Raw genomic sequence first — 17741 nt, 5'->3', positions numbered from 1 at the left:
CCCCCTGCCCCGTCCCCACGGACGACCACGGAGGAACCGTGTCCACGATCGCCGGTGGCCGCGCCGCGCGGCGCCAGACCATGCGCCGTATCCGCCCGCGCCGCTCCCCTGCCGTCCCGCTGCTGCTCGCCGTCTGGGCAGGCGCGGCCGGGGTCATCTGGCTGTGGTGGAGCAACACCCCGTCCATCGCGGACCACACCAGCCGGATGATCAACGCGGGCCGGATCACAGGCCTGTTGGCCGGGTACCTGATGGCGCTCGTGGTGCTTCAGATGGCCCGGGTGCCCGCACTGGAGCGCCGGGTGGGCTCCGACCGGGTGGCCCGCTGGCATGCGATGAGCGGTCGCTACACCCTCTGTCTGGTCCTCGCCCATCTCGTCCTGACGATGTACGGCTACGCACTCCAGTCCGGCCGGACCTTCGCCGACATAGTCCAGCAGACCATCGACTCGATCAACCAGCTGCCCGACATGGGCAAAGCCGCGATCGGCGCGGGGCTGTTGCTCGTCATCGGCCTGCTCTCCATGGGCCCGGTGCGCCGCAGGATTCCGTACGACACCTGGTACCACATCCATCTGCTCACCTACGCCGCCGTGTATCTGTCGTTCTGGCACCAGCTGACCACCGGCAACGACTTCGCCGTCCAGCCCGCCGCGACGACAGCCTGGTACGGGCTGTACGGAACGGTGACCGCGCTGGTGCTCTGGTACCGGGTGATCGCGCCGATCCGGCTGAACATGCGGCACCGGATGCGGGTCGAGGCGGTCATCGAGGAGGCGCCGGGGATCGTGTCGGTGCTGATCAGCGGCCGGAAGCTGCACCGGATGGGTGCCGAGGCCGGACAGTTCTTCCGCTGGCGCTTCCTGGCGCCGGGGATGCGGCTCAGCTCCCACCCGTACTCGCTGTCCGCAGCGCCCCGCCCCAACATGCTGCGCATCACCGTGAAGGCGATCGGCGACCACAGCGCCGCGCTGCGCGAGCTGGAGCCGGGCACCCGGGTCTGGGCCGAGGGGCCGTACGGCGCGCTGACGGCCTCCAAGCGCAGCCGCGGAAAGGTTTTGCTGGTGGCCGGCGGCGTCGGCATCACGCCGATGCGGGCGCTGTTCGAGACGCTGCCCGGCGCCTCCGGCGACCTCACGCTGCTCTACCGGGCGAACAGCACCCAGGACCTGGCCCTCTGGGACGAGCTGGCGGTCATCTCCAAGGAGCGCGGGGCCCGGCTCATGTACGCGGTGAACAGCCCCGACGGGGAACGCCCGGACATCTCGGCGGACAGCCTGCGCCGGAAGCTGCCGGACATCGAGAGCCATGACGTCTTCATGTGCGGGCCGCCCGGCTTCGCTCAGCAGGTGTACGAAGCACTGCGCGGCGCGGGAGTCCCCGCCCGCCGCATCCATCACGAGTCGTTCGAGATGTGAGCGACGGGAGTCAGGAGCGATGAAGAAGAGCCATCCCCTCAGGCGTGTCATGCTCGCAACCGCCGCCACCGTGTCCGGGATCGTCCTGCTGCTGTCTCTGAAGCCGGGGTCCGATCCGGCCTCCGCTTCGGCGCAGGGCGGAGCGGCCCAGCCGCCGGCGGCCGGGCAGGAGTCGCCGCAGGGCGGCGGCTCGGAGCAGGCGGCTTCCGGCGCCCGTACGGTCACCGGAAGCGTGGCCGACACCCAGTACGGGCCTGTCCAGGTCCGTCTCACCCTCAGCGGCGACAAGATCACCAAGGCCGAGGCGGTCCAGGCGCCCAGCGGCGGCCAGAGCACCACGGTCACCGAGAACGCCGTACCGAAACTCAACCAGGCGGCCGTCGCCGCGGGCACCGCCGACATCGACGCCGTGTCCGGAGCCACGTACACCAGCGCCGGCTACAAGAAGTCCCTCCAGTCCGCCCTCGACCAGGCCGCCGAGAGCGCCCCGGCCCCGGCGGAGTCGTCCGCGTCGCCGTCCCAGGCGCCCGCGTCACCCTCGGCCGCCGCCCCGGAGGGCCAGACCGTCGACGGGGACGTCGTCCAGACCCAGTACGGGCCCGTCCAGGTCCGCCTCACCCTGAACGGCACCACGATCTCCAAGGCCGAGGCCATCCAGGCACCCAGCGGGGGACAGAGCACGGAGGTGACCGGCAATGCCATACCGAAGCTCAACCAAGCGGCCGCAGCCACCCAAAGCGCCGACATCGACGCCGTCTCCGGAGCCACCTACACCAGCGCCGGCTACAAGAAGTCCCTCCAGTCCGCTCTGGACAAGGCCGGTGCCTGACCCTGCGGAGGCCCCTCCCGCGCTGCGCCACGTGGAGGAGGTCATGGGCACCGTCTTCTCGTTCGACGTGCGCGGCGGCGAACCGGCCGTCGTCCAGGCCGCCTTGGAGGAGGCGGTCGCCCAACTCCACCGGGTGAACGAGGTGTTCAGCACCTACCGCGAGGACAGCCAGATCTCGCGTCTCGCACGCGGCGAGCTGACGGTCGCCGAGTGCGATCCGGAGGTCGCCGAGGTGCTCGACCTGTGCGCCGAGGCGGAGCGGCTGAGCGAGGGGTGGTTCAGCACGACGTACGAAGGACGGCTGGACCCGACGGGTCTGGTGAAGGGCTGGTCGACCGAGCGCGTGGCCCGGCATCTCGCCGCGGCCGGGGCGAGCGGCGTCAGCGTGAACGGCGGCGGCGACGTCCAGTTGTGCGGCGTGCCGGGCCCGCAGCGGCCGTGGCGGGTCGGCGTGGCGGATCCGCTCCGCCCAGGTTCCCTCGCCGCCGTGGTCTCCGCGGCCGGCGCCGACGAACTCGCCGTCGCCACCTCCGGCACCGCCGAACGCGGCGCCCACATCGTCGACCCGCGCACCGGCAAGTCCGCGGTCACCGACCTCGTCGCCGTGACGGTGGTGGGCCCCTACCTGACCTGGGCGGACGCCTGGGCGACAGCGGCCTTCGCGATGGGCTCCCGCCAGGCCCTGGACTGGCTGGAGTCCCTCCCCGACGTAGAGGCCCTGCTCATCACGGCGGGCGACGAGGTCCGGTGTACGGGGGGCCTAGCTCAACGGCTGGGGTAAGTGAAGCCCCTTCAGGGGCGCGAGGAACTGCGCGAGCAACCACAAGCAGCCCGCACCCGAAAACGCCAGAGGCGCACCCCGATCCGGGGCGCGCCTCCAACGTCGTACACGTCAGTGAGTGTTCTGAGCCAACCGCAACAAGTGATCCGCCAACGCCTGGCCCCCCGCAGGCTCCCGACTGATCAGCAGCAACGTGTCGTCCCCGGCGATCGTCCCGAGAATGTCCTGCAGCTCGGCCTGATCGATCGCCGAGGCAAGAAACTGCGCGGCCCCCGGAGGGGTCCGCAGCACCACGAGGTTCGCCGAAGCCTCCGCGGAGATCAGCAGCTCCGCGGACAGCCGGCGCATCCGCTCCTCCTTCGCCGACTCCCCCAGCGGCGCACGGGGGGTACGGAATCCCCCCTCGCTCGGCACCGCATAGATCAGGTCGCCGTCGTTGTTGCGGATCTTGACCGCGTTCAGCTCGTCCAGGTCCCGGGAGAGTGTCGCCTGAGTGACGTTCAGCCCGTCGTCGGCGAGAAGCTTCGCCAACTGGCTCTGAGAGCGCACCGGTTGCCGGTTGAGGATGTCCACGATCCGGCGGTGGCGTGCGGTGCGGGTCTGCGGTACGGCAGGCCCTGCGTGCTCGTGGTCCTGCGCCTGACTCATCGTCGTCTCATTCCCCGGATCGTCCTTCCCCGTTGACCACGTCGAGGACACCAGGGAGAGCCTGGAGAAACGCGTCCACTTCGTCATCGCCGAGGTTCAGCGGCGGCATCAGCCGTACGACATCGGGGGCGGGCGCGTTGACCAGGAGACCGGCGTCCTGAGCCGCCTGTTGCACCTGCGGTGCGAGCGGCTCGGTGAGCACGATACCCAGGAGCAGGCCCGCACCCCGGACATGGTCGATCAACGGATGTCCGAGTGACTCGATTCCGTCCCGCAGTTTCTCGCTCGTGCGCTTCACGTTCTCGAGGAGTCCCTCGGACGCGATCGTGTCGAGTACGGCGAGCCCGGCGGCGCAGACGACCGGGTTGCCGCCGAAGGTCGTGCCGTGGTGGCCCGGCTTCAGCAGCTCGGCGGCCCGGCCGAAGGCGACGGTCGCACCGAGCGGCAGCCCGCCACCGAGACCCTTCGCGAGTGTGACGACGTCGGGCAGGACACCCTCGTGCGCCTGGTACGCGAACCAGGATCCGGTGCGGCCGATTCCGGTCTGCACCTCGTCCAGGACGAGGAGCGCGCCGGTCGCGGCGGTGATCGCGCGGGCGGCCTTCAGATAGCCGGGCGGGGGTACGACCACGCCGTTCTCGCCCTGAATCGGCTCGATGATCACCAGTGCGGTGTCCTCGGTGACCGCTTCGGCCAGCGCCTGCGCGTCGCCGTACGGGACATGCGTGACGTCACCGGGCAGCGGCAGGAACGGCTCCCGCTTGCCGGGCTGGCCGGTGAGGGCGAGCGCGCCCATGGTCCGGCCGTGGAAGGCACCCTGGGTGGCCACCATGTGCTTGCGGCCGGTCAGCCGCCCGATCTTGAAGGCGCCCTCGTTGGCCTCGGCACCCGAGTTGCAGAAGTACACCCGGCCGTCCCGCCCGAAGAGCTGGAGCAGCCGTTCGGCGAGCGCGACGGGCGGCTCGGCGACGAAGAGGTTCGAGACATGGCCGAGCGAGCCGATCTGCTTGCTGACCGCCTCGACGATCGCCGGGTGGGCGTGTCCGAGCGCGTTGACCGCGATGCCGCCGACGAAGTCGAGGTACTCCTTGCCGTCGGCGTCCCAGAGCCTGGTGCCCGCACCGCGGACGAGGGGCAGGCGCGGAGTGCCGTAGTTGTCCATGAGTGAGCCCTGCCAGCGCTGGGTGAGCTCTTCGTTGGCGGTCATGCGGCGTCCCCCTCTTCCTCCTGATCGGGCACGACCATCGTGCCGATCCCCTCGTCGGTGAAGATCTCCAGCAGGATCGAGTGCTGGACCCGGCCGTCGATGACCCGGGCGGTGGTGACGCCGTTGCGCACGGCGTGCAGACAGCCCTCCATCTTCGGCACCATGCCGCTGGCCAGCTCGGGCAGCAGCTTCTCCAGTTGGGAGGCGGTGAGGCGGCTGATCACCTCGTCGCTGTTGGGCCAGTCCTCGTAGAGACCCTCGACGTCGGTGAGGACCATCAGGGTTTCGGCACCCAGCGCCGCAGCGAGTGCCGCAGCCGCCGTATCAGCATTGACGTTGTAGACATGTCCGTCGTCCTGGGAGCGGGCGATCGAGGAGACGACCGGGATACGGCCGTCGGAGAGCAGCGCCTCGATGGCACCCGTGTCGATTGCGGTGATCTCGCCGACCCGCCCGATGTCGATCAACTCGCCGTCGATCTCGGGCTGGTGCTTGGTGGCGGTGATGGTGTGCGCGTCCTCGCCGGTCATTCCGACGGCGAGCGGCCCGTGCTGGTTGAGCAGCCCGACCAGTTCACGCTGCACCTGTCCGGCAAGGACCATGCGTACGACGTCCATGGCCTCCTCGGTGGTGACCCGCAGGCCCGCCTTGAACTCGCTGACGATGCCGTGCCGGTCGAGGGCGGCGCTGATCTGCGGGCCGCCGCCGTGCACGACGACGGGCTTGAGGCCTGCGTGGTGCAGGAAGACGATGTCCTGCGCGAAGGCGGACTTCAGCTCCTCGTCGATCATGGCGTTGCCGCCGAACTTGACGACGACGGTCTTGCCTTGGTGCCGGGTCAGCCAGGGCAGCGCCTCGATGAGGATCTGCGCCTTGGGCAGCGCGGTGTGCTTACGAGTAGTGCTCATGACGAGTACGCGCTGTTCTCGTGGACGTAGTCCGCGGTGAGGTCATTGGTCCAGATCGTGGCGGTCTCACTGCCTGCGGCGAGGTCGGCGACGATGTGGACCTCGCGGTAGCGCATGTCGACGAGCTCACGGTCCTCGCCGACGCCGCCGTTCTTGCAGACCCAGACGCCGTTGATGGCGACGTTCAACTGGTCCGGCTCGAAGGCGGCTTGGGTGGTGCCGATGGCGGAGAGCACCCGGCCCCAGTTGGGGTCCTCGCCGTGGATCGCGCACTTGAGGAGGTTGTTGCGGGCGATGGAGCGGCCCACCTCGACGGCGTCGTCCTCGGTCGCGGCGTTCACGACCTCGACCTTGATGTCCTTGCTGGCGCCCTCGGCGTCCCGGATGAGCTGCTGCCCGAGGTCGTCGCAGACCTTCCGTACGGCCTCCGCGAACTCCTGCTGGTCCGGGGTGACTTCGGACGCACCGGAGGCCAGCAGCAGCACGGTGTCGTTGGTCGACATGCAGCCGTCGGAGTCGACGCGGTCGAAGGTGACCTTCGTGGCCGCCCGCAGCGCCTTGTCCAGTACGTCGCTCTCGACGTCGGCGTCCGTCGTCAGGACCACGAGCATGGTGGCGAGGCCGGGGGCGAGCATGCCGGCGCCTTTCGCCATGCCGCCGACGGTCCAGCCGTCGCCGGTGACCACGGAGGTCTTGTGGACGCTGTCGGTGGTCTTGATGGCGATGGCGGCCTTCTCACCGCCGTGCTCGCTGAGGGACGCGGCCGCCGTCTCAACTCCCGTGAGCAGCTTGTCCATCGGGAGCAGGATGCCGATGAGGCCGGTCGAGGCGACGGCGACCTCGGCCGCGTTGAGCCCGAGGGTGTCGGCCACCTTCTCGGCGGTCGCGTGCGTGTCCTGGAAGCCCTTCGGCCCCGTACAGGCGTTGGCGCCACCGGAGTTGAGGACCACGGCGGTCACCCGGCCGCCCTTGAGGACCTGCTCGGACCACAGCACCGGCGCGGCCTTCACGCGGTTGGAGGTGAAGACGCCCGCGGCGGCCGGACGGGGCCCCTTGTTGACCACGAGGGCCAGGTCGGGGTTGCCGTTCTCCTTGATCCCGGCTGCGATGCCCGCAGCCTGGAATCCCTTTGCTGCCGTGACACTCACTGCATCTCCTTGTTCGCTTCTCCGCCCGTGCAGCGCAGAGGTGCGGCTTTCATCGTTGTCTGCGGCCCGGTGGCTGCACGTGCGTCGCTCACGGTGCGACTCCGATCGTGGAAAGACCCATGTCCTCGGGAAGCCCGAGGGCGATGTTCATGCTCTGGACGGCACCGCCCGCGGTGCCCTTGGTCAGGTTGTCGATGGCGCTGATCGCGATGATGCGGTGCGCGGCGGCGTCGAGGGCGACCTGCACCTGAACGGCGTTGGAACCGTAGACAGACGCCGTCGCGGGCCACTGCCCCTCGGGGAGCAGGTGTACGAACGGCTCGTCCGCGTACGCCTTCTCGTATACGGCCCGTACGGACTCGGCGGTGACGCCGGGCTTCGCCTTGGCGCTGCAGGTGGCGAGGATGCCGCGGGGCATCGGGGCGAGGGTCGGCGTGAAGGAGACGGTGACGGACTCGCCCGCGGCGGCGCCGAGGTTCTGGATGATCTCGGGGGTGTGCCGGTGGCCGCCGCCGACGCCGTACGGGGACATGGAGCCCATGACCTCGCTGCCGAGGAGGTGCGCCTTGGGCGCCTTGCCGGCACCCGAGGTCCCGGAGGCGGCGACGATCACGGCCTCGTTCTCCGCGAGGCCCGCCGCGTACGCCGGGAAGAGCGCCAGCGAGGTGGCCGTGGGGTAGCAACCGGGTACCGCGATGCGCTTGGACCCCTCCAGCGCGGCGCGGGCACCCGGCAGTTCGGGAAGGCCGTACGGCCAGGTCCCGGCGTGCGCGGAGCCGTAGAACTTCTCCCAGTCGGCCGGGTCCTTCAGCCGGAAGTCGGCGCCCATGTCGACGACCAGGACATCCGGGCCCAGCTGCTCGGCGACGGCGGCGGACTGCCCGTGGGGCAGCGCGAGGAACACGACGTCGTGGCCGGCGAGGACCTCTGGGGTGGTCTCCTCAAGGACGCGGCCGGCGAGCGGCAGCAGATGCGGCTGGAGCGCGCCCAGGCGCTGGCCGGCGTTGGAGTTGCCGGTCAGAGCGCCGATCTCGATCTCGGGGTGCACCAGGAGCAGCCGCAGCAGTTCCCCGCCCGCGTACCCACTCGCCCCTGCCACTGCCGCACGTACCGCCATGGAACCCTCCTCTTGGATGGCATGACTATACGTTTCGCCGCACGTTTATGCAATCCAGTTGCCTGCCTGGCCGGGTGCATAGGATCGCCGTCATGACACTGCGACCTGCCCTGGTGAACATAAAGGCTCTTGATGACTCGGCGGTCGGGCGGTTCTGGGCGGAGGCGCTCGGCTGGGGTGTCATCGACGAGGAGCCCGGCGTGACCGCCGTCAAACCCGTCGGCTTCGACTGGCTGGACCCGGTCGGCGTCTGCATCGACGTCATCGCCGTCCCGGAACCAAAGACGGCAACGAAGAACCGCGTGCACCTCGATCTCGCCACCACCTCCGCGGCCCATCAGGCGGAGCTGGTCACGCGCCTCCGGTCACTCGGTGCGACGCCCGCCGACGTGGGCCAGGGCGATGTGCCGTGGACGGTCCTCGCCGACCCGGAGGGCAACGAGTTCTGCGTCCTTGAGCCTCGGGAGGTCTACCGGGACACCGGGCCGATCGCCGCGGTGGTGGTCGACTGCGTGGATCCGCGGGTCATGGCCCGGTTCTGGGGCGAGGCGATCGGCTGGACCCTGCACGAGGTGACCGACGATCATGCATCGTTCCGCTCCGCCGAGGGTGTCGGGCCGTATCTCGAGTTCCTCCGCAAGCCCGATGTGAAGACCGTGCCGGACCGCGTTCATCTCGACCTGGTGCCGGACCCCGGTGACGACAAGGCGGCGGAGGTGGCCCGGCTGCGGGCCCTCGGCGCCACCGACCTCGACGTCGGCCAGGGCGACGTCCCGTGGACCTGCCTGGCCGACCCGGAGGGCCACGAGTTCTGCGTCCTCGCCCGGTCCTGACGTGAACTCACAGCGCGGGTTTCCGGACAGACCGGCGGTACCGCAACTACCGTCGGGCTCATGACAACTTCTGACGATGCCCTTCTGGCGGAGCAGATTGCCTACTACCGGGCCCGCGCCTTCGAGTACGACCGGATCTACGCCGAGCGGGCGGACCTGCGGGAACTGGTGGCCGCGCTCGACGGCCTCCCCGTTGCCGGGGACGTGCTGGAGCTGGCCTGCGGTACGGGGCAGTGGACCGGGTCGCTGGCCTCGCGGGCTCGCTCGGTGACCGCTGTCGACTCGGCGCCGGAGGTGCTGGGCATCGCGCGTGAGCGTGCCGGGTCCCCGAAGGTGGAGTTCGTGCAGGCCGACGTGTTCACCTGGCGGCCGGAGCGCCGCTACGACACCGTGTTCTTCGCCTTCTGGCTCAGCCATGTCCCGGCGTCCCGCTTCGGGGACTTCTGGGCGACCGTCGCCGCCGCGCTGGCCCCGGACGGCAGAGCCGTCTTCATCGACGAGGGCCTTGCCGGGGCAGCCCTCGAGGACGTCTCCTCGGAGGTCCGCAGCCTCGACGACGGCAGCGAGTACCGGATCGTGAAGATCTACCACGAGCCCGCGGCGCTCTCCGCAGAGCTCACCGCGCTGGGCTGGTCGGCCGACGTCAGGCCGCTTGGGGACTTCATCGTCGGTGTGGCCGAGCCCCCGACGCCGCTCTGAGGGAGATCAGGAGCGCTGGGCGGCCTCGTCGGCCTTCTTCTCCTTGATGCGAGCCGCTTCCTTGCGGACCTCGGCCTGGGTGGCGCGCTCCCGCAGCAGCCACTCGGGACCCTCCGCCTTCAGCGCCTCGATCTGCTCCGTGGTGAGGGCCTCGGTGACTCCGCCCCGCGCGAGCCCTGCGATGGAGACGCCAAGCTTGGCGGCGACCACCGGCCGGGGGTGCGGACCGCTGCTCCGCAGTTCCAGCAGCCACTGGGGCGGTTCGGCCTGCAGCGCGGCCAGCTCGGCACGCGAAACAACGCCCTCCTGGAACTCGGCGGGCGTGGCTTCGAGGTACACACCCAGCTTCTTCGCCGCTGTCGCGGGCTTCATGGTCTGGGTGTTCTGCTGCGACGTCATGGTGTCAAGGGTAACGAGCGTATGGGCCGGCGCCGACCAGCACTGCCCCGTGCGCCCCCTGTGACCACCGGCTCCGCGTGCGCCGCGCGCCTGCACGGCCGGTAGCCTGGCCGGGTGACTGGCTCCGAGGCATCCCCGTCGTTCAAGCTCGCGTACGTTCCGGGGGTGACGCCCGCGAAGTGGGTGCGGATCTGGAACGAGCGACTACCCGACGTTCCCCTGACGCTCGTCGCGGTGTCCGTCGCGGAGGCCTTCGACGTGCTGCGGGGCGGCGGCGCCGACGCCGGTTTCGTGCGCCTGCCGGTCGACCGTACGGACCTCAGCGCGATCCCCCTCTACACCGAGACGACCGTGGTCGTGGTCCCCAAGGACCATGTCGTGGCGGCGGTCGACCAGGTGTCCACGGACGATCTCGCCGACGACATCGTGCTGCATCCCCTCGACGACACCCTCGGCTGGGAGCGCCTGCCGGGACAGCCCGCGATCGAGCGCCCCGCCACCACGGAGGACGCTGTCGACCTGGTGGCGGCCGGCATCGGTGTCCTCGTCGTCCCCCAGTCGCTGGCCCGCCTGCACCACCGCAAGGACCTCACCTACCGCCCGGTCACGGACGCCCCGGAGTCACGCGTCGCGCTGTCGTGGCCGGAGGAGAAGACCACCGACCTGGTGGAGGACTTCATCGGGATCGTCCGCGGGCGAACCGTCAACAGCACCCGGGGACGCGCCCCCGCACCGGCCCCGGCCGAGCCGAAGGCCAAGGCCAAGCGCCCCGAGACGAGCGGCGGTGGACGGCGGAAGCCCGCGGCCGGCAAGTCGACGGGCAGGAACCCCCGGAGCGGCGGCTCCGGGGGCGCCAAGGGAACCAAACGCGGCAAACCCCGCCGCGGCCGTTCCTAGCCCGCTCGTTCCTTACCGGTCACCCCTTCCTGATCCTCAGGAACGTCACGGAGTTCGCCGGGAAGGTGTACGTGAACCTGTCGGCGACCCCTTCGAAGGTGGACTTCACCGGGGCGACCGCCGTGCTCGTCTCGGTGTTCACCGCGTCGGGTGCGGCCTGGAGCGTGGTCACCGCAGCTTTGCGGCCCACCTTCGCCCCGCCCAGGTCGATCGCCGTACGGGCGTCCGCCGCCTGGGCGTTGACGACCTTGACGATCAGGTCGCCGGTCTTCGCGTCCCGGGTGACGACCTGGCGGAACGGCTCGGCGGGCTTGTCGTCGGTGAAGCTCCCCCACTCCTGGCCGTCCAGCAGAAGCGTCACCTGACGGCCTCTCACCTTGATGTCGATGTCGTAGGCGCGGCCCGTCTCGATGGACCCCGCCTTGGAGATGAGCGTCGACTTGCCGCCGTCCACGGCCTGTTCGACCGCCGAGGTCGTGTTGTTCCAGCCGCCGAGGTTCCACCAGTAGTAGTTCCCGGTGTCCTTGACGCCGAAGGCGACGAGGAAGCCCTCCTTGCCGGACTTCTTGGTGGCCTTCACGTGCAGGTCGTAGTCGTGCCAGGCCGGGTCGCCCGCCTGGACCATGGTGTTGGTCGCGGCCTCGTCGCTCTGCACGTACTGACCGTCCTGGACGCTCCAGCTCCCGGTGCCGGTGTGGGTCCACCGGGACGCGTCACCGCTGAAGTCGTCGGCGAGCAGCGCGGTCCCGTCCGCGCCGGTCACCTTCACATCGTCGTACGCCGCCGTGGTCGCCCAGGTCGATAGGCCGACGGCGCCGGAGATGGGGCCGCTCACCGAGGGTGTTCCGGTGGCTGTCGAGGGCACCACCCGGTCGCCGACGTTGCTCATGAAGAGCTTCTGCACCTCGTAGTCGGCCGATCCCCATGAGGCGTGGTTGTTGAACCAGATGAGGTCCGGGCGCCACTGGACATAGTCCTCGTTGGCGAGCAGCGGGGCGTACGAGGCGAGTTTCACGACGTCCGCGTTGCGTTCGAGGCCGGTCATGAACGCGGCTTCGGAGAGGGCGTTCTTGAAGGTGTTGCCGAGCGACGCGTACTCGCCGAGGAAGACCTTGGGGCCGTTCCTGTCGTAGGAGTCGTAGCGGTCGTTGTTCTGCAGGAACCACTGCGGGCTGTTGTAGTAGTGCTCGTCGACCATGTCGACGTTCGCGTCCCGGTTGAGCTGCCAGGCGGTGTCGAAGGTCGAACCGGAGTCGTCCGGGCCGGAGTTGGAGATGACGGTGACATCCGGGTACTCGGCCTCGATGGCGGTGCGGAACTCCGTGAAGCGGGCGAAGAACTCGCTCGGCAGGTTCTCCTCGTTGCCGACTTCGAGGTGGGTGAGGTGGAAGGGCTTCGGGTGGCCCATCGCCGCCCGCTTACTGCCCCATTCGCTCGTCACGGGCCCGTTCGCGAACTCGATCAGATCGAGGGTGTCCTGGATGTGCCGCTTGAGCAGGGCGTCGTCGTCGGTGGCCTTGTTCTGGCCGCAGCCGGTGACGAGGGCGGGCACGACGGGCAGCGGCATCGCGCCGATGTCCTCGGAGAACTGGAAGTACTCGTAGTAGCCCAGTCCGTAACTCTGGTTGTAGCCCCAGAAGTTGGAGTTCGTCGCGCGCTGCTCGACGGGGCCGATGGTGTCCTTCCACTGGTACGAGCGTTTGCGCTCGTAGCCCGACGCCTCGTCATATCCCGCCATGCTCCCGGTGTTGACCAGGCAGCCGCCCGGAAAGCGCACGAAGCCCGGGTGGAGCGCGGCGATCTTCTGGGCGAGATCCTCGCGCAGACCGTGCCTCTTGTAGGTGTCCCGGGGCAGCAGCGAGATCATGTCGAGCGCGACCGGGCCCTCGGCCGCGACGGTGAGGCGGCCCGTGGTGCTGCTGCGGGTCGCGGTGAACTTCGCCCGGTACTTGGCCCAGCCGCCGCGCGCGGTGACCCGGCGGGCCTCGGCGAGCGTGCCGTCGGCGTCGTGCAGCGTCACGGTCAGGGGCGCCGCCGCATCCGCGCGGGCCCAGACCGAGAAGTCGTACGCCTTGCCGCTCTCGACCGAGATCCCGGTGTTGTAACCGGAGTTGGTGACGGACGAGCCGCCGTCGAGGGCGAGATAGGTGCGGTTGCGGGCGTTGAGGCGCCCGTCGTCGCTCAGGGCCTGCGCGGTGCCTGAGGTGCCCCAGGACGTGAGTGGCGTGTAGGAGCGGTTGTCGGCGGTGCTGTACTCGAACGAACGGTTCTGCACGAGCTCCGCGTACAGACCGCCGTCCGCGGCACGGTTGATGTCCTCGAAGAAGACGCCGTACATGGTGTCGTCGATCTTGGCGCCCTTGGCGGCCGGATCCACGGTGATCGCGTAGTCGGTGACGTCCTCGGCGTTCGCGGGCGCCGGGACGACGACGGAGGCCACCAGGAGGGCGGTGGCCGTGAGTCCGAGTCTCCAGCGGGTGCGGGTGCGTGACATGGATACTCCGCGGCTCTGTAGTCTTGAATTGTTCGAAATGCCGGACATTGATCAGCACTTCGAACGGCAAGATAGGGAGGGGGTCAGAGCGCGTCAATGGGTTGCGCAGCATCGGATGTGACGGAAAGCGGGACGGGATGGGTGAGTTCTGGCCAGTGGCCGACGTGCTGGCGCACCTGGCCGGGAGCTGGCGGGTGGAGCGCGCGGTGCGGGATCTGGCGAGCGGTGCGGAGGGGCACTTCGTGGGGACGACGGTTTTCGGACCGCTGGAGAACCCGGCGGACACGGGTCTCCTGCACCACGAATCCGGGACCTTCGTATGGCAGGGCACGCCCAGGCCGGCAGAGCGGACGCTGCGCTTCCTGTCGGGAGACCGCGCGGGCACCGCGGCCGTACGGTTCTCCGACGGCCGCCCCTTCCACGACCTGGACCTGACCTCCGGGTACTGCCTCGCCGACCACCCCTGCTCGGCGGACCTCTACCGCGGCGAGTTCACCGCTCTCGACGAGCACCACTGGCGGTCCGTGTGGCGCGTGGCGGGCCCCGCGAAGGACCTCGCCCTCACCACGGACTACGCACGCGAGGGCTGGGAGTAGGCCCCCTCGAAGCGCAGGTTCCAGCGCCCCGCACGGCCCGTCACAGTGATCGTCGACAACGGGCGGACGTCCACGTTCCAGTACGTCGAGGGCGGCGCCTTCAGGGTGTAGACCAGGGCGGCCCGGACCACGGACGGTTCGGCCACCGCGACGATACGGCCGCCGTCGTCGGCGGGCCGGGTGTCGAGCCAGTTCCCGACGCGGGCGATGAAGGTCATCAGCGATTCGCCGTCGTGGGGCGTGGACCGCGGGTCGGCGAGCCAGCTGTCGACGGCCTCGGGCTCTCGGGCCATCGCCTCGCCGAGCGTGAGGCCGCGCCAGCGGCCCATGTCGCAGTCGCGCAGCGCGAGCTGGACGAGCGGCGCGTATCCGAGGGCGTCCCCGGTGGCCCGGCTGCGCGGCGTCGGTGAGCAGTAGCGCAGTTCGGCCGCCGCCAGCGGCACCAGCTCCGGGGCGGCGCGCTGCACTTCCTCCCAGCCGGCCTGGTCCAGCGGCCGGTCGTCCTCGAAGCGTTCAGCGAGCAGCGAGGAGCTGCGCGCGGCGGCGACGAACGTGACCCGAAGATGCATGCGGTGATCGTGGAACGCGGAACTCCGCAGGTCAAGAGGGGTTACGGAGGGTACACGCGGGCTCACTGCAGCATGAGCGCCATCCACTGGTCCGGCCTCTGAAGGACCTTGAATCCGAGCTTCTCGTAGACACCGTGCGCGTCCGCCGTGGCGAGCAGGATCCGGCGCAGACCGAGTGGTTCGAGGTGGTCGCGTACGGCGGCGACCAGGGCGGTGCCCAGTCCCTTGCCGCGGACCGACGGGGCCACGTAGACGTCACAGAGCCAAGCGAAGGTCGCCTCGTCGGTGACCACGCGGGCGTATGCGACCTGCTCCCCCGAAGTCCCGTCGTACACGCCGAAGTTGAGCGATCCGGCGATCGCACGCTCCTGCTTCTCTCGCGAGCGTCCGGTGGCCCAGTACGCGTCGGTGGAGAGCCAGCGGTGGACGCTGTCCACGTCGATGCGGGCGGTGTCGGCGGAGATCTCGTAGCCCTCGGGGAGGCTTTGCGTATCGGTCATGCGGGGAGAGTTGCAGGTCAGGGTGCCGGGGGTCGAGCGGTTTTTCGCCCCCTCCGCCCCTTCCCGTCCCGTACCTGGGGGCTCCGCCCCCAGACCCCCGTATCGCCCGAAGGGCTCGTCCTCAAACGCCGGACAGGCTGAAATGCCCCCGTGGGTGGGTGGGAGATCGGGATGGCCGGGTCTCGTCCTCGAACGCCGGACGGGCTGAAAGATCTCAGCCCAACACCTCGTCGCAAGCCGCCCGCAGTCTCCGTACCCCCTCCGTGATCTCCTCCGTGCCCGCCACCGCCGCGAAGCTCAACCGCAGGTGGGCGGCGGGAGGTTCGGCGCTGAAGTAGGGGCGGCCCGGGGTGACGGCCACGCCCGCGCGGAGGGCGCCGGCGACGAGGGCGGAATCGTCCGTGCCGTCCGGTAGGCGCAGCCACAGGTGGTAGCCGCCGGACGGGATGTGGGGCAGGGAGAGTTCGGGGAGGTTCAGCCGCAGTGCGGTGGTCATCGTGTCCCGGCGGGTCTTCAACTCGGCGGCGACGGCACGCAGATGGCGGGGCCATGCGGGCGAGCCCACGAGTTCGAGCGCGGCCTCCTGGAGCGGGCGCGGCACGAAGAAGGTGTCGACGACCTGGATGGCGCGCAGCCGCTCCAGGACAGGGCCCCGCGCGGCCAGCGCACCCACCCGGAAGCTCGGCGAGGTCGCCTTGGTCAGCGAGCCGACGTGCACGACGACCCCGTCCGGGTCCTCGGCGGCCAGCGGACGCGGCAGCGGGCCCGCGTCCTCGTGCACGAGACGTCGTACGAAGTCGTCCTCCACGACGAACGCACCCGCCTCCCTCGCGATCCGCAGCACCTCACCGCGCCGCTCGGGCGCGAGCACGGCGCCGGTCGGGTTCTGGAACAGCGGCTGGCAGACGAAGACACGGGCACCGGTGGCCTTGAAGGCGTCCGCGAGCAGGGCGGGTTTCACCCCGTCGGCGTCCACCGGCACCGGCACGGGCCGCAGTCCGGCCGCGCGGGCGATCGCCAACATGCCCGGGTACGTGGGCGATTCGACGAGCACCGGTGCCCCGGGCGGCGCGAGCGCGCGCAGGGCGGTGGTGAGCGCGGACTGACCGCCCGCCGTGACGAGCACCTCGGCGGCGGTGACCGCACCGCCGATCCCCCGCGCGAACCACTCCCGCAGCTCCGCGAGTCCCTCCACGGGCGGCCGGCCCCAGACGCCGGGACGGCGGCCCGCCCTGGACAGGGCCGCGCCCATCGCCCGCTCGGGCTGCAGCGACGGGTGCAGATAGCCGCCGTTGAACTCGATGACACCGGGCGGCGGAGCGGCGAGCGAGACCATGACTCCGGAGGCGTCCACCGTGCGCGGCACGAGTTCGGTTGCGGCGTCCGCGCTGAGCGCGACCTCCTGCCAGGAGGTGTCCCCGGCGGGCTCGGCAGCGGCACGCGGCTGTGCCCGGAACGCGCCGGCCCCGGGCCGGGTGACGACCAGCCCCTCGGCCGAGAGCTGCGCCAGCGCCCGCGACACAGTCACCGGGCTCACCCGAAACCGTTCGACAAGTGCCCGACTCGACGGCAGCTTTCCACCAGGAGAGTATCGGTTCAGCTCCCGCCGCAGCTGATTCGCCAGCCCGCCCACACTGCTACTCTCATTCATGAGAGTTAAGGATAGCGCTACCGCCAATACCCGGATAGCAGTTCGCACGTCTGCCCGGACCACCGCAGGCGCGCTCCCCGCCACTTCGGAAGCGGTCGCCTCCGCGCCCTCCCACCGCTCCGGCACCCTCCAGGCCGCCCTCGGCGTCACCGCCTTCTCGCTCACGTTCCCCGCCACCGCCTGGGGCTTGGAGGGCTTCGGCCCCTGGTCCCTGGTGGCCGTGCGCAGCGTCCTGGCCGCGGTCATCGCGGGCGGCTGTCTGCTGGCGCTGCGCGTGCCCCCGCCGGTCAGGCGCCACTGGACGGGCCTCGCCGTCGTTGCCGCGGGCGTCGTGCTCGGCTTCCCACTGCTGACGACGCTCGCCCTGCAGACCTCCACCACCGCCCACGCGGCCGTGGTCGTCGGTCTGCTGCCGCTCACCACCGCGCTGTTCTCGGCGCTGCGCACGGGGGCACGGCCCTCGCGGACGTTCTGGGTGGCGGCGGTCGCGGGCGCGGCCGCGGTGATCGCGTTCACCGTGCTGCAGAGCGGTGGCGCTCTGACCAGCGCGGACGCCTATCTCTTCGGCGCACTGCTGATCTGCGCGGCGGGCTACACCGAGGGCGGACGACTCTCCAGGGTCATGCCCGGCTGGCAGGTCGTCGGCTGGGCACTGGTCCTGTGTCTGCCCCTCACGGTGCCGGGTGCACTGGTCGCGCTGTCGTACGAGCCGGTGCACCTGAGCGCGCACAGCGTGACAGGGCTGCTGTGGGTGGCGGCAGGATCGCAGTTCCTCGGTCTGGTCGTCTGGTACCGCGGCATGGCGGCGATCGGGATCCCGAAGGCCAGCCAGTTGCAGCTGGCGCAGCCGCTGCTCACACTGGTGTGGTCGGTACTGCTCCTGGGTGAGCACCTCACACCGGCCGCGCCCCTGACGGCCGCCGCCGTACTGGTATGCATCGCGGTCACCCAGCGAGCCCGGGACTGACGGACGGGCAAGGGCCGGGCCAACCGGCGCCACCAGTCGTAGACTTGCGACCACGGACCGCTACTCCCGCAGATGACGAG

The 17741-nt window shown here is 70.4% G+C and carries 18 protein-coding genes; 8 read left to right on the top strand and 10 right to left on the bottom strand.

Going from position 1 to position 17741, the window contains the following annotated elements:
• The first annotated feature begins 80 nt into the window (after positions 1–80).
• Genes OG246_RS24055 through OG246_RS24045 form a run of 3 tightly spaced genes read left to right on the top strand, consistent with a single transcriptional unit; the run spans position 81 to position 3028 of the window.
• On the top strand, positions 81–1418 hold the full coding sequence (locus OG246_RS24055) for a ferredoxin reductase family protein (RefSeq protein WP_266470864.1): 1338 nt from the start codon (positions 81–83) through the stop codon (positions 1416–1418).
• Positions 1419–1437: 19 nt separating this feature from the next.
• Positions 1438–2247, top strand: a complete 810-nt coding sequence (locus tag OG246_RS24050; RefSeq protein WP_266467307.1) for an FMN-binding protein — start codon at positions 1438–1440, stop codon at positions 2245–2247.
• A gap of 43 nt (positions 2248–2290) precedes the next feature.
• Positions 2291–3028 carry an FAD:protein FMN transferase gene (locus tag OG246_RS24045; protein WP_266470857.1) on the top strand — a complete coding sequence of 246 codons (738 nt, stop codon included), beginning with the start codon at positions 2291–2293 and terminating at the stop codon, positions 3026–3028.
• 111 nt (positions 3029–3139) lie between these two features.
• Here OG246_RS24045 and OG246_RS24040 read toward each other — a convergent pair whose 3' ends face one another.
• The 5 genes from OG246_RS24040 to argC form a co-directional block, all read right to left on the bottom strand.
• Entirely contained in the window at positions 3140–3676 is a 537-nt protein-coding gene (locus OG246_RS24040; protein WP_266467304.1) for an arginine repressor, read from the bottom strand.
• A 7-nt stretch (positions 3677–3683) separates the two neighbouring features.
• A complete protein-coding gene (locus OG246_RS24035) occupies positions 3684–4883 on the bottom strand; it encodes an acetylornithine transaminase (RefSeq protein WP_266467300.1) in 1200 nt (399 codons plus the stop codon).
• Complete coding sequence (gene argB / locus OG246_RS24030; protein ID WP_266467297.1) at positions 4880–5791, bottom strand: acetylglutamate kinase; 912 nt, start codon at positions 5789–5791, stop codon at positions 4880–4882. The genes OG246_RS24035 and argB overlap by 4 nt, the downstream gene beginning before the upstream one ends.
• Positions 5788–6939: a bifunctional glutamate N-acetyltransferase/amino-acid acetyltransferase ArgJ gene (gene argJ / locus OG246_RS24025; protein ID WP_266467294.1), complete on the bottom strand. Its 1152-nt coding sequence runs from the start codon at positions 6937–6939 to the stop codon at positions 5788–5790. Before argJ ends, argB begins: the two co-directional genes overlap by 4 nt.
• 88 nt (positions 6940–7027) lie before the next feature.
• Positions 7028–8056: an N-acetyl-gamma-glutamyl-phosphate reductase gene (argC, locus tag OG246_RS24020; protein WP_266467290.1), complete on the bottom strand. Its 1029-nt coding sequence runs from the start codon at positions 8054–8056 to the stop codon at positions 7028–7030.
• A gap of 92 nt (positions 8057–8148) precedes the next feature.
• On the opposite strand from argC, the gene OG246_RS24015 reads away from it, so the two are divergent.
• Positions 8149–8889 carry a VOC family protein gene (locus tag OG246_RS24015; protein WP_266467286.1) on the top strand — a complete coding sequence of 247 codons (741 nt, stop codon included), beginning with the start codon at positions 8149–8151 and terminating at the stop codon, positions 8887–8889.
• A 60-nt stretch (positions 8890–8949) separates the two neighbouring features.
• Positions 8950–9588, top strand: a complete 639-nt coding sequence (locus tag OG246_RS24010) for a trans-aconitate 2-methyltransferase (RefSeq protein ID WP_266467282.1) — start codon at positions 8950–8952, stop codon at positions 9586–9588.
• Positions 9589–9594: 6 nt separating this feature from the next.
• On the opposite strand, the gene OG246_RS24005 is transcribed toward OG246_RS24010, so the two are convergent.
• Positions 9595–9987 (bottom strand): DUF5997 family protein, encoded by a 393-nt coding sequence (locus tag OG246_RS24005; RefSeq protein ID WP_266467278.1) that lies wholly within the window; start codon positions 9985–9987, stop codon positions 9595–9597.
• A 114-nt stretch (positions 9988–10101) separates the two neighbouring features.
• Here OG246_RS24005 and OG246_RS24000 point away from each other — a divergent pair, with 114 nt between their 5' ends.
• A complete protein-coding gene (locus OG246_RS24000) occupies positions 10102–10884 on the top strand; it encodes a LysR substrate-binding domain-containing protein (RefSeq protein ID WP_266467275.1) in 783 nt (260 codons plus the stop codon).
• A 19-nt stretch (positions 10885–10903) separates the two neighbouring features.
• On the opposite strand, the gene OG246_RS23995 is transcribed toward OG246_RS24000, so the two are convergent.
• Complete coding sequence (locus tag OG246_RS23995) at positions 10904–13378, bottom strand: alpha-L-arabinofuranosidase C-terminal domain-containing protein (protein ID WP_266467271.1); 2475 nt, start codon at positions 13376–13378, stop codon at positions 10904–10906.
• A gap of 137 nt (positions 13379–13515) precedes the next feature.
• On the opposite strand from OG246_RS23995, the gene OG246_RS23990 reads away from it, so the two are divergent.
• A complete protein-coding gene (locus OG246_RS23990) occupies positions 13516–13974 on the top strand; it encodes a DUF6314 family protein (RefSeq protein WP_266467265.1) in 459 nt (152 codons plus the stop codon).
• Here OG246_RS23990 and OG246_RS23985 read toward each other — a convergent pair.
• The 3 genes from OG246_RS23985 to OG246_RS23975 form a co-directional block, all read right to left on the bottom strand.
• Positions 13950–14543 (bottom strand): histidine phosphatase family protein, encoded by a 594-nt coding sequence (locus tag OG246_RS23985; protein WP_266467253.1) that lies wholly within the window; start codon positions 14541–14543, stop codon positions 13950–13952. The genes OG246_RS23990 and OG246_RS23985 overlap by 25 nt on opposite strands.
• 62 nt (positions 14544–14605) lie before the next feature.
• A complete protein-coding gene (locus OG246_RS23980; RefSeq protein ID WP_266467251.1) occupies positions 14606–15043 on the bottom strand; it encodes a GNAT family N-acetyltransferase in 438 nt (145 codons plus the stop codon).
• 214 nt (positions 15044–15257) lie between these two features.
• Positions 15258–16694: a PLP-dependent aminotransferase family protein gene (locus OG246_RS23975; protein WP_266467247.1), complete on the bottom strand. Its 1437-nt coding sequence runs from the start codon at positions 16692–16694 to the stop codon at positions 15258–15260.
• Between OG246_RS23975 and OG246_RS23970 the strand changes: the two genes are divergently transcribed.
• A complete protein-coding gene (locus OG246_RS23970) occupies positions 16693–17661 on the top strand; it encodes a DMT family transporter (protein ID WP_266467243.1) in 969 nt (322 codons plus the stop codon). The genes OG246_RS23975 and OG246_RS23970 overlap by 2 nt on opposite strands.
• Positions 17662–17741: the final 80 nt, after the last annotated feature.

The sequence above is a fragment of the Streptomyces sp. NBC_00620 genome (assembly GCF_026341825.1).
Lineage (GTDB): Bacteria > Actinomycetota > Actinomycetes > Streptomycetales > Streptomycetaceae > Streptomyces.
Note: the sequence above shows the minus strand (reverse complement) of the source record. Positions and strands in the feature narration are given on the sequence as shown.

Excerpts from the sequence above, each read along its gene's own strand:
- argB (WP_266467297.1), bottom strand. The coding sequence starts at position 5,791 with ATGAGCACTACTCGTAAGCACACCGCGCTGCCCAAGGCGCAGATCCTC.
- OG246_RS24010 (WP_266467282.1), top strand. The coding sequence starts at position 8,950 with ATGACAACTTCTGACGATGCCCTTCTGGCGGAGCAGATTGCCTACTAC.
- OG246_RS24005 (WP_266467278.1), bottom strand. The coding sequence starts at position 9,987 with ATGACGTCGCAGCAGAACACCCAGACCATGAAGCCCGCGACAGCGGCG.
- OG246_RS23985 (WP_266467253.1), bottom strand. The coding sequence starts at position 14,543 with ATGCATCTTCGGGTCACGTTCGTCGCCGCCGCGCGCAGCTCCTCGCTG.
- OG246_RS23980 (WP_266467251.1), bottom strand. The coding sequence starts at position 15,043 with ATGACCGATACGCAAAGCCTCCCCGAGGGCTACGAGATCTCCGCCGAC.
- OG246_RS24035 (WP_266467300.1), bottom strand. The coding sequence starts at position 4,883 with ATGACCGCCAACGAAGAGCTCACCCAGCGCTGGCAGGGCTCACTCATG.
- OG246_RS23970 (WP_266467243.1), top strand. The coding sequence starts at position 16,693 with ATGAGAGTTAAGGATAGCGCTACCGCCAATACCCGGATAGCAGTTCGC.
- OG246_RS24055 (WP_266470864.1), top strand. The coding sequence starts at position 81 with ATGCGCCGTATCCGCCCGCGCCGCTCCCCTGCCGTCCCGCTGCTGCTC.
- OG246_RS24015 (WP_266467286.1), top strand. The coding sequence starts at position 8,149 with ATGACACTGCGACCTGCCCTGGTGAACATAAAGGCTCTTGATGACTCG.
- OG246_RS23995 (WP_266467271.1), bottom strand. The coding sequence starts at position 13,378 with ATGTCACGCACCCGCACCCGCTGGAGACTCGGACTCACGGCCACCGCC.
- OG246_RS24045 (WP_266470857.1), top strand. The coding sequence starts at position 2,291 with ATGGGCACCGTCTTCTCGTTCGACGTGCGCGGCGGCGAACCGGCCGTC.
- OG246_RS24040 (WP_266467304.1), bottom strand. The coding sequence starts at position 3,676 with ATGAGTCAGGCGCAGGACCACGAGCACGCAGGGCCTGCCGTACCGCAG.
- argC (WP_266467290.1), bottom strand. The coding sequence starts at position 8,056 with ATGGCGGTACGTGCGGCAGTGGCAGGGGCGAGTGGGTACGCGGGCGGG.
- OG246_RS24050 (WP_266467307.1), top strand. The coding sequence starts at position 1,438 with ATGAAGAAGAGCCATCCCCTCAGGCGTGTCATGCTCGCAACCGCCGCC.
- OG246_RS23990 (WP_266467265.1), top strand. The coding sequence starts at position 13,516 with ATGGGTGAGTTCTGGCCAGTGGCCGACGTGCTGGCGCACCTGGCCGGG.
- OG246_RS23975 (WP_266467247.1), bottom strand. The coding sequence starts at position 16,694 with ATGAATGAGAGTAGCAGTGTGGGCGGGCTGGCGAATCAGCTGCGGCGG.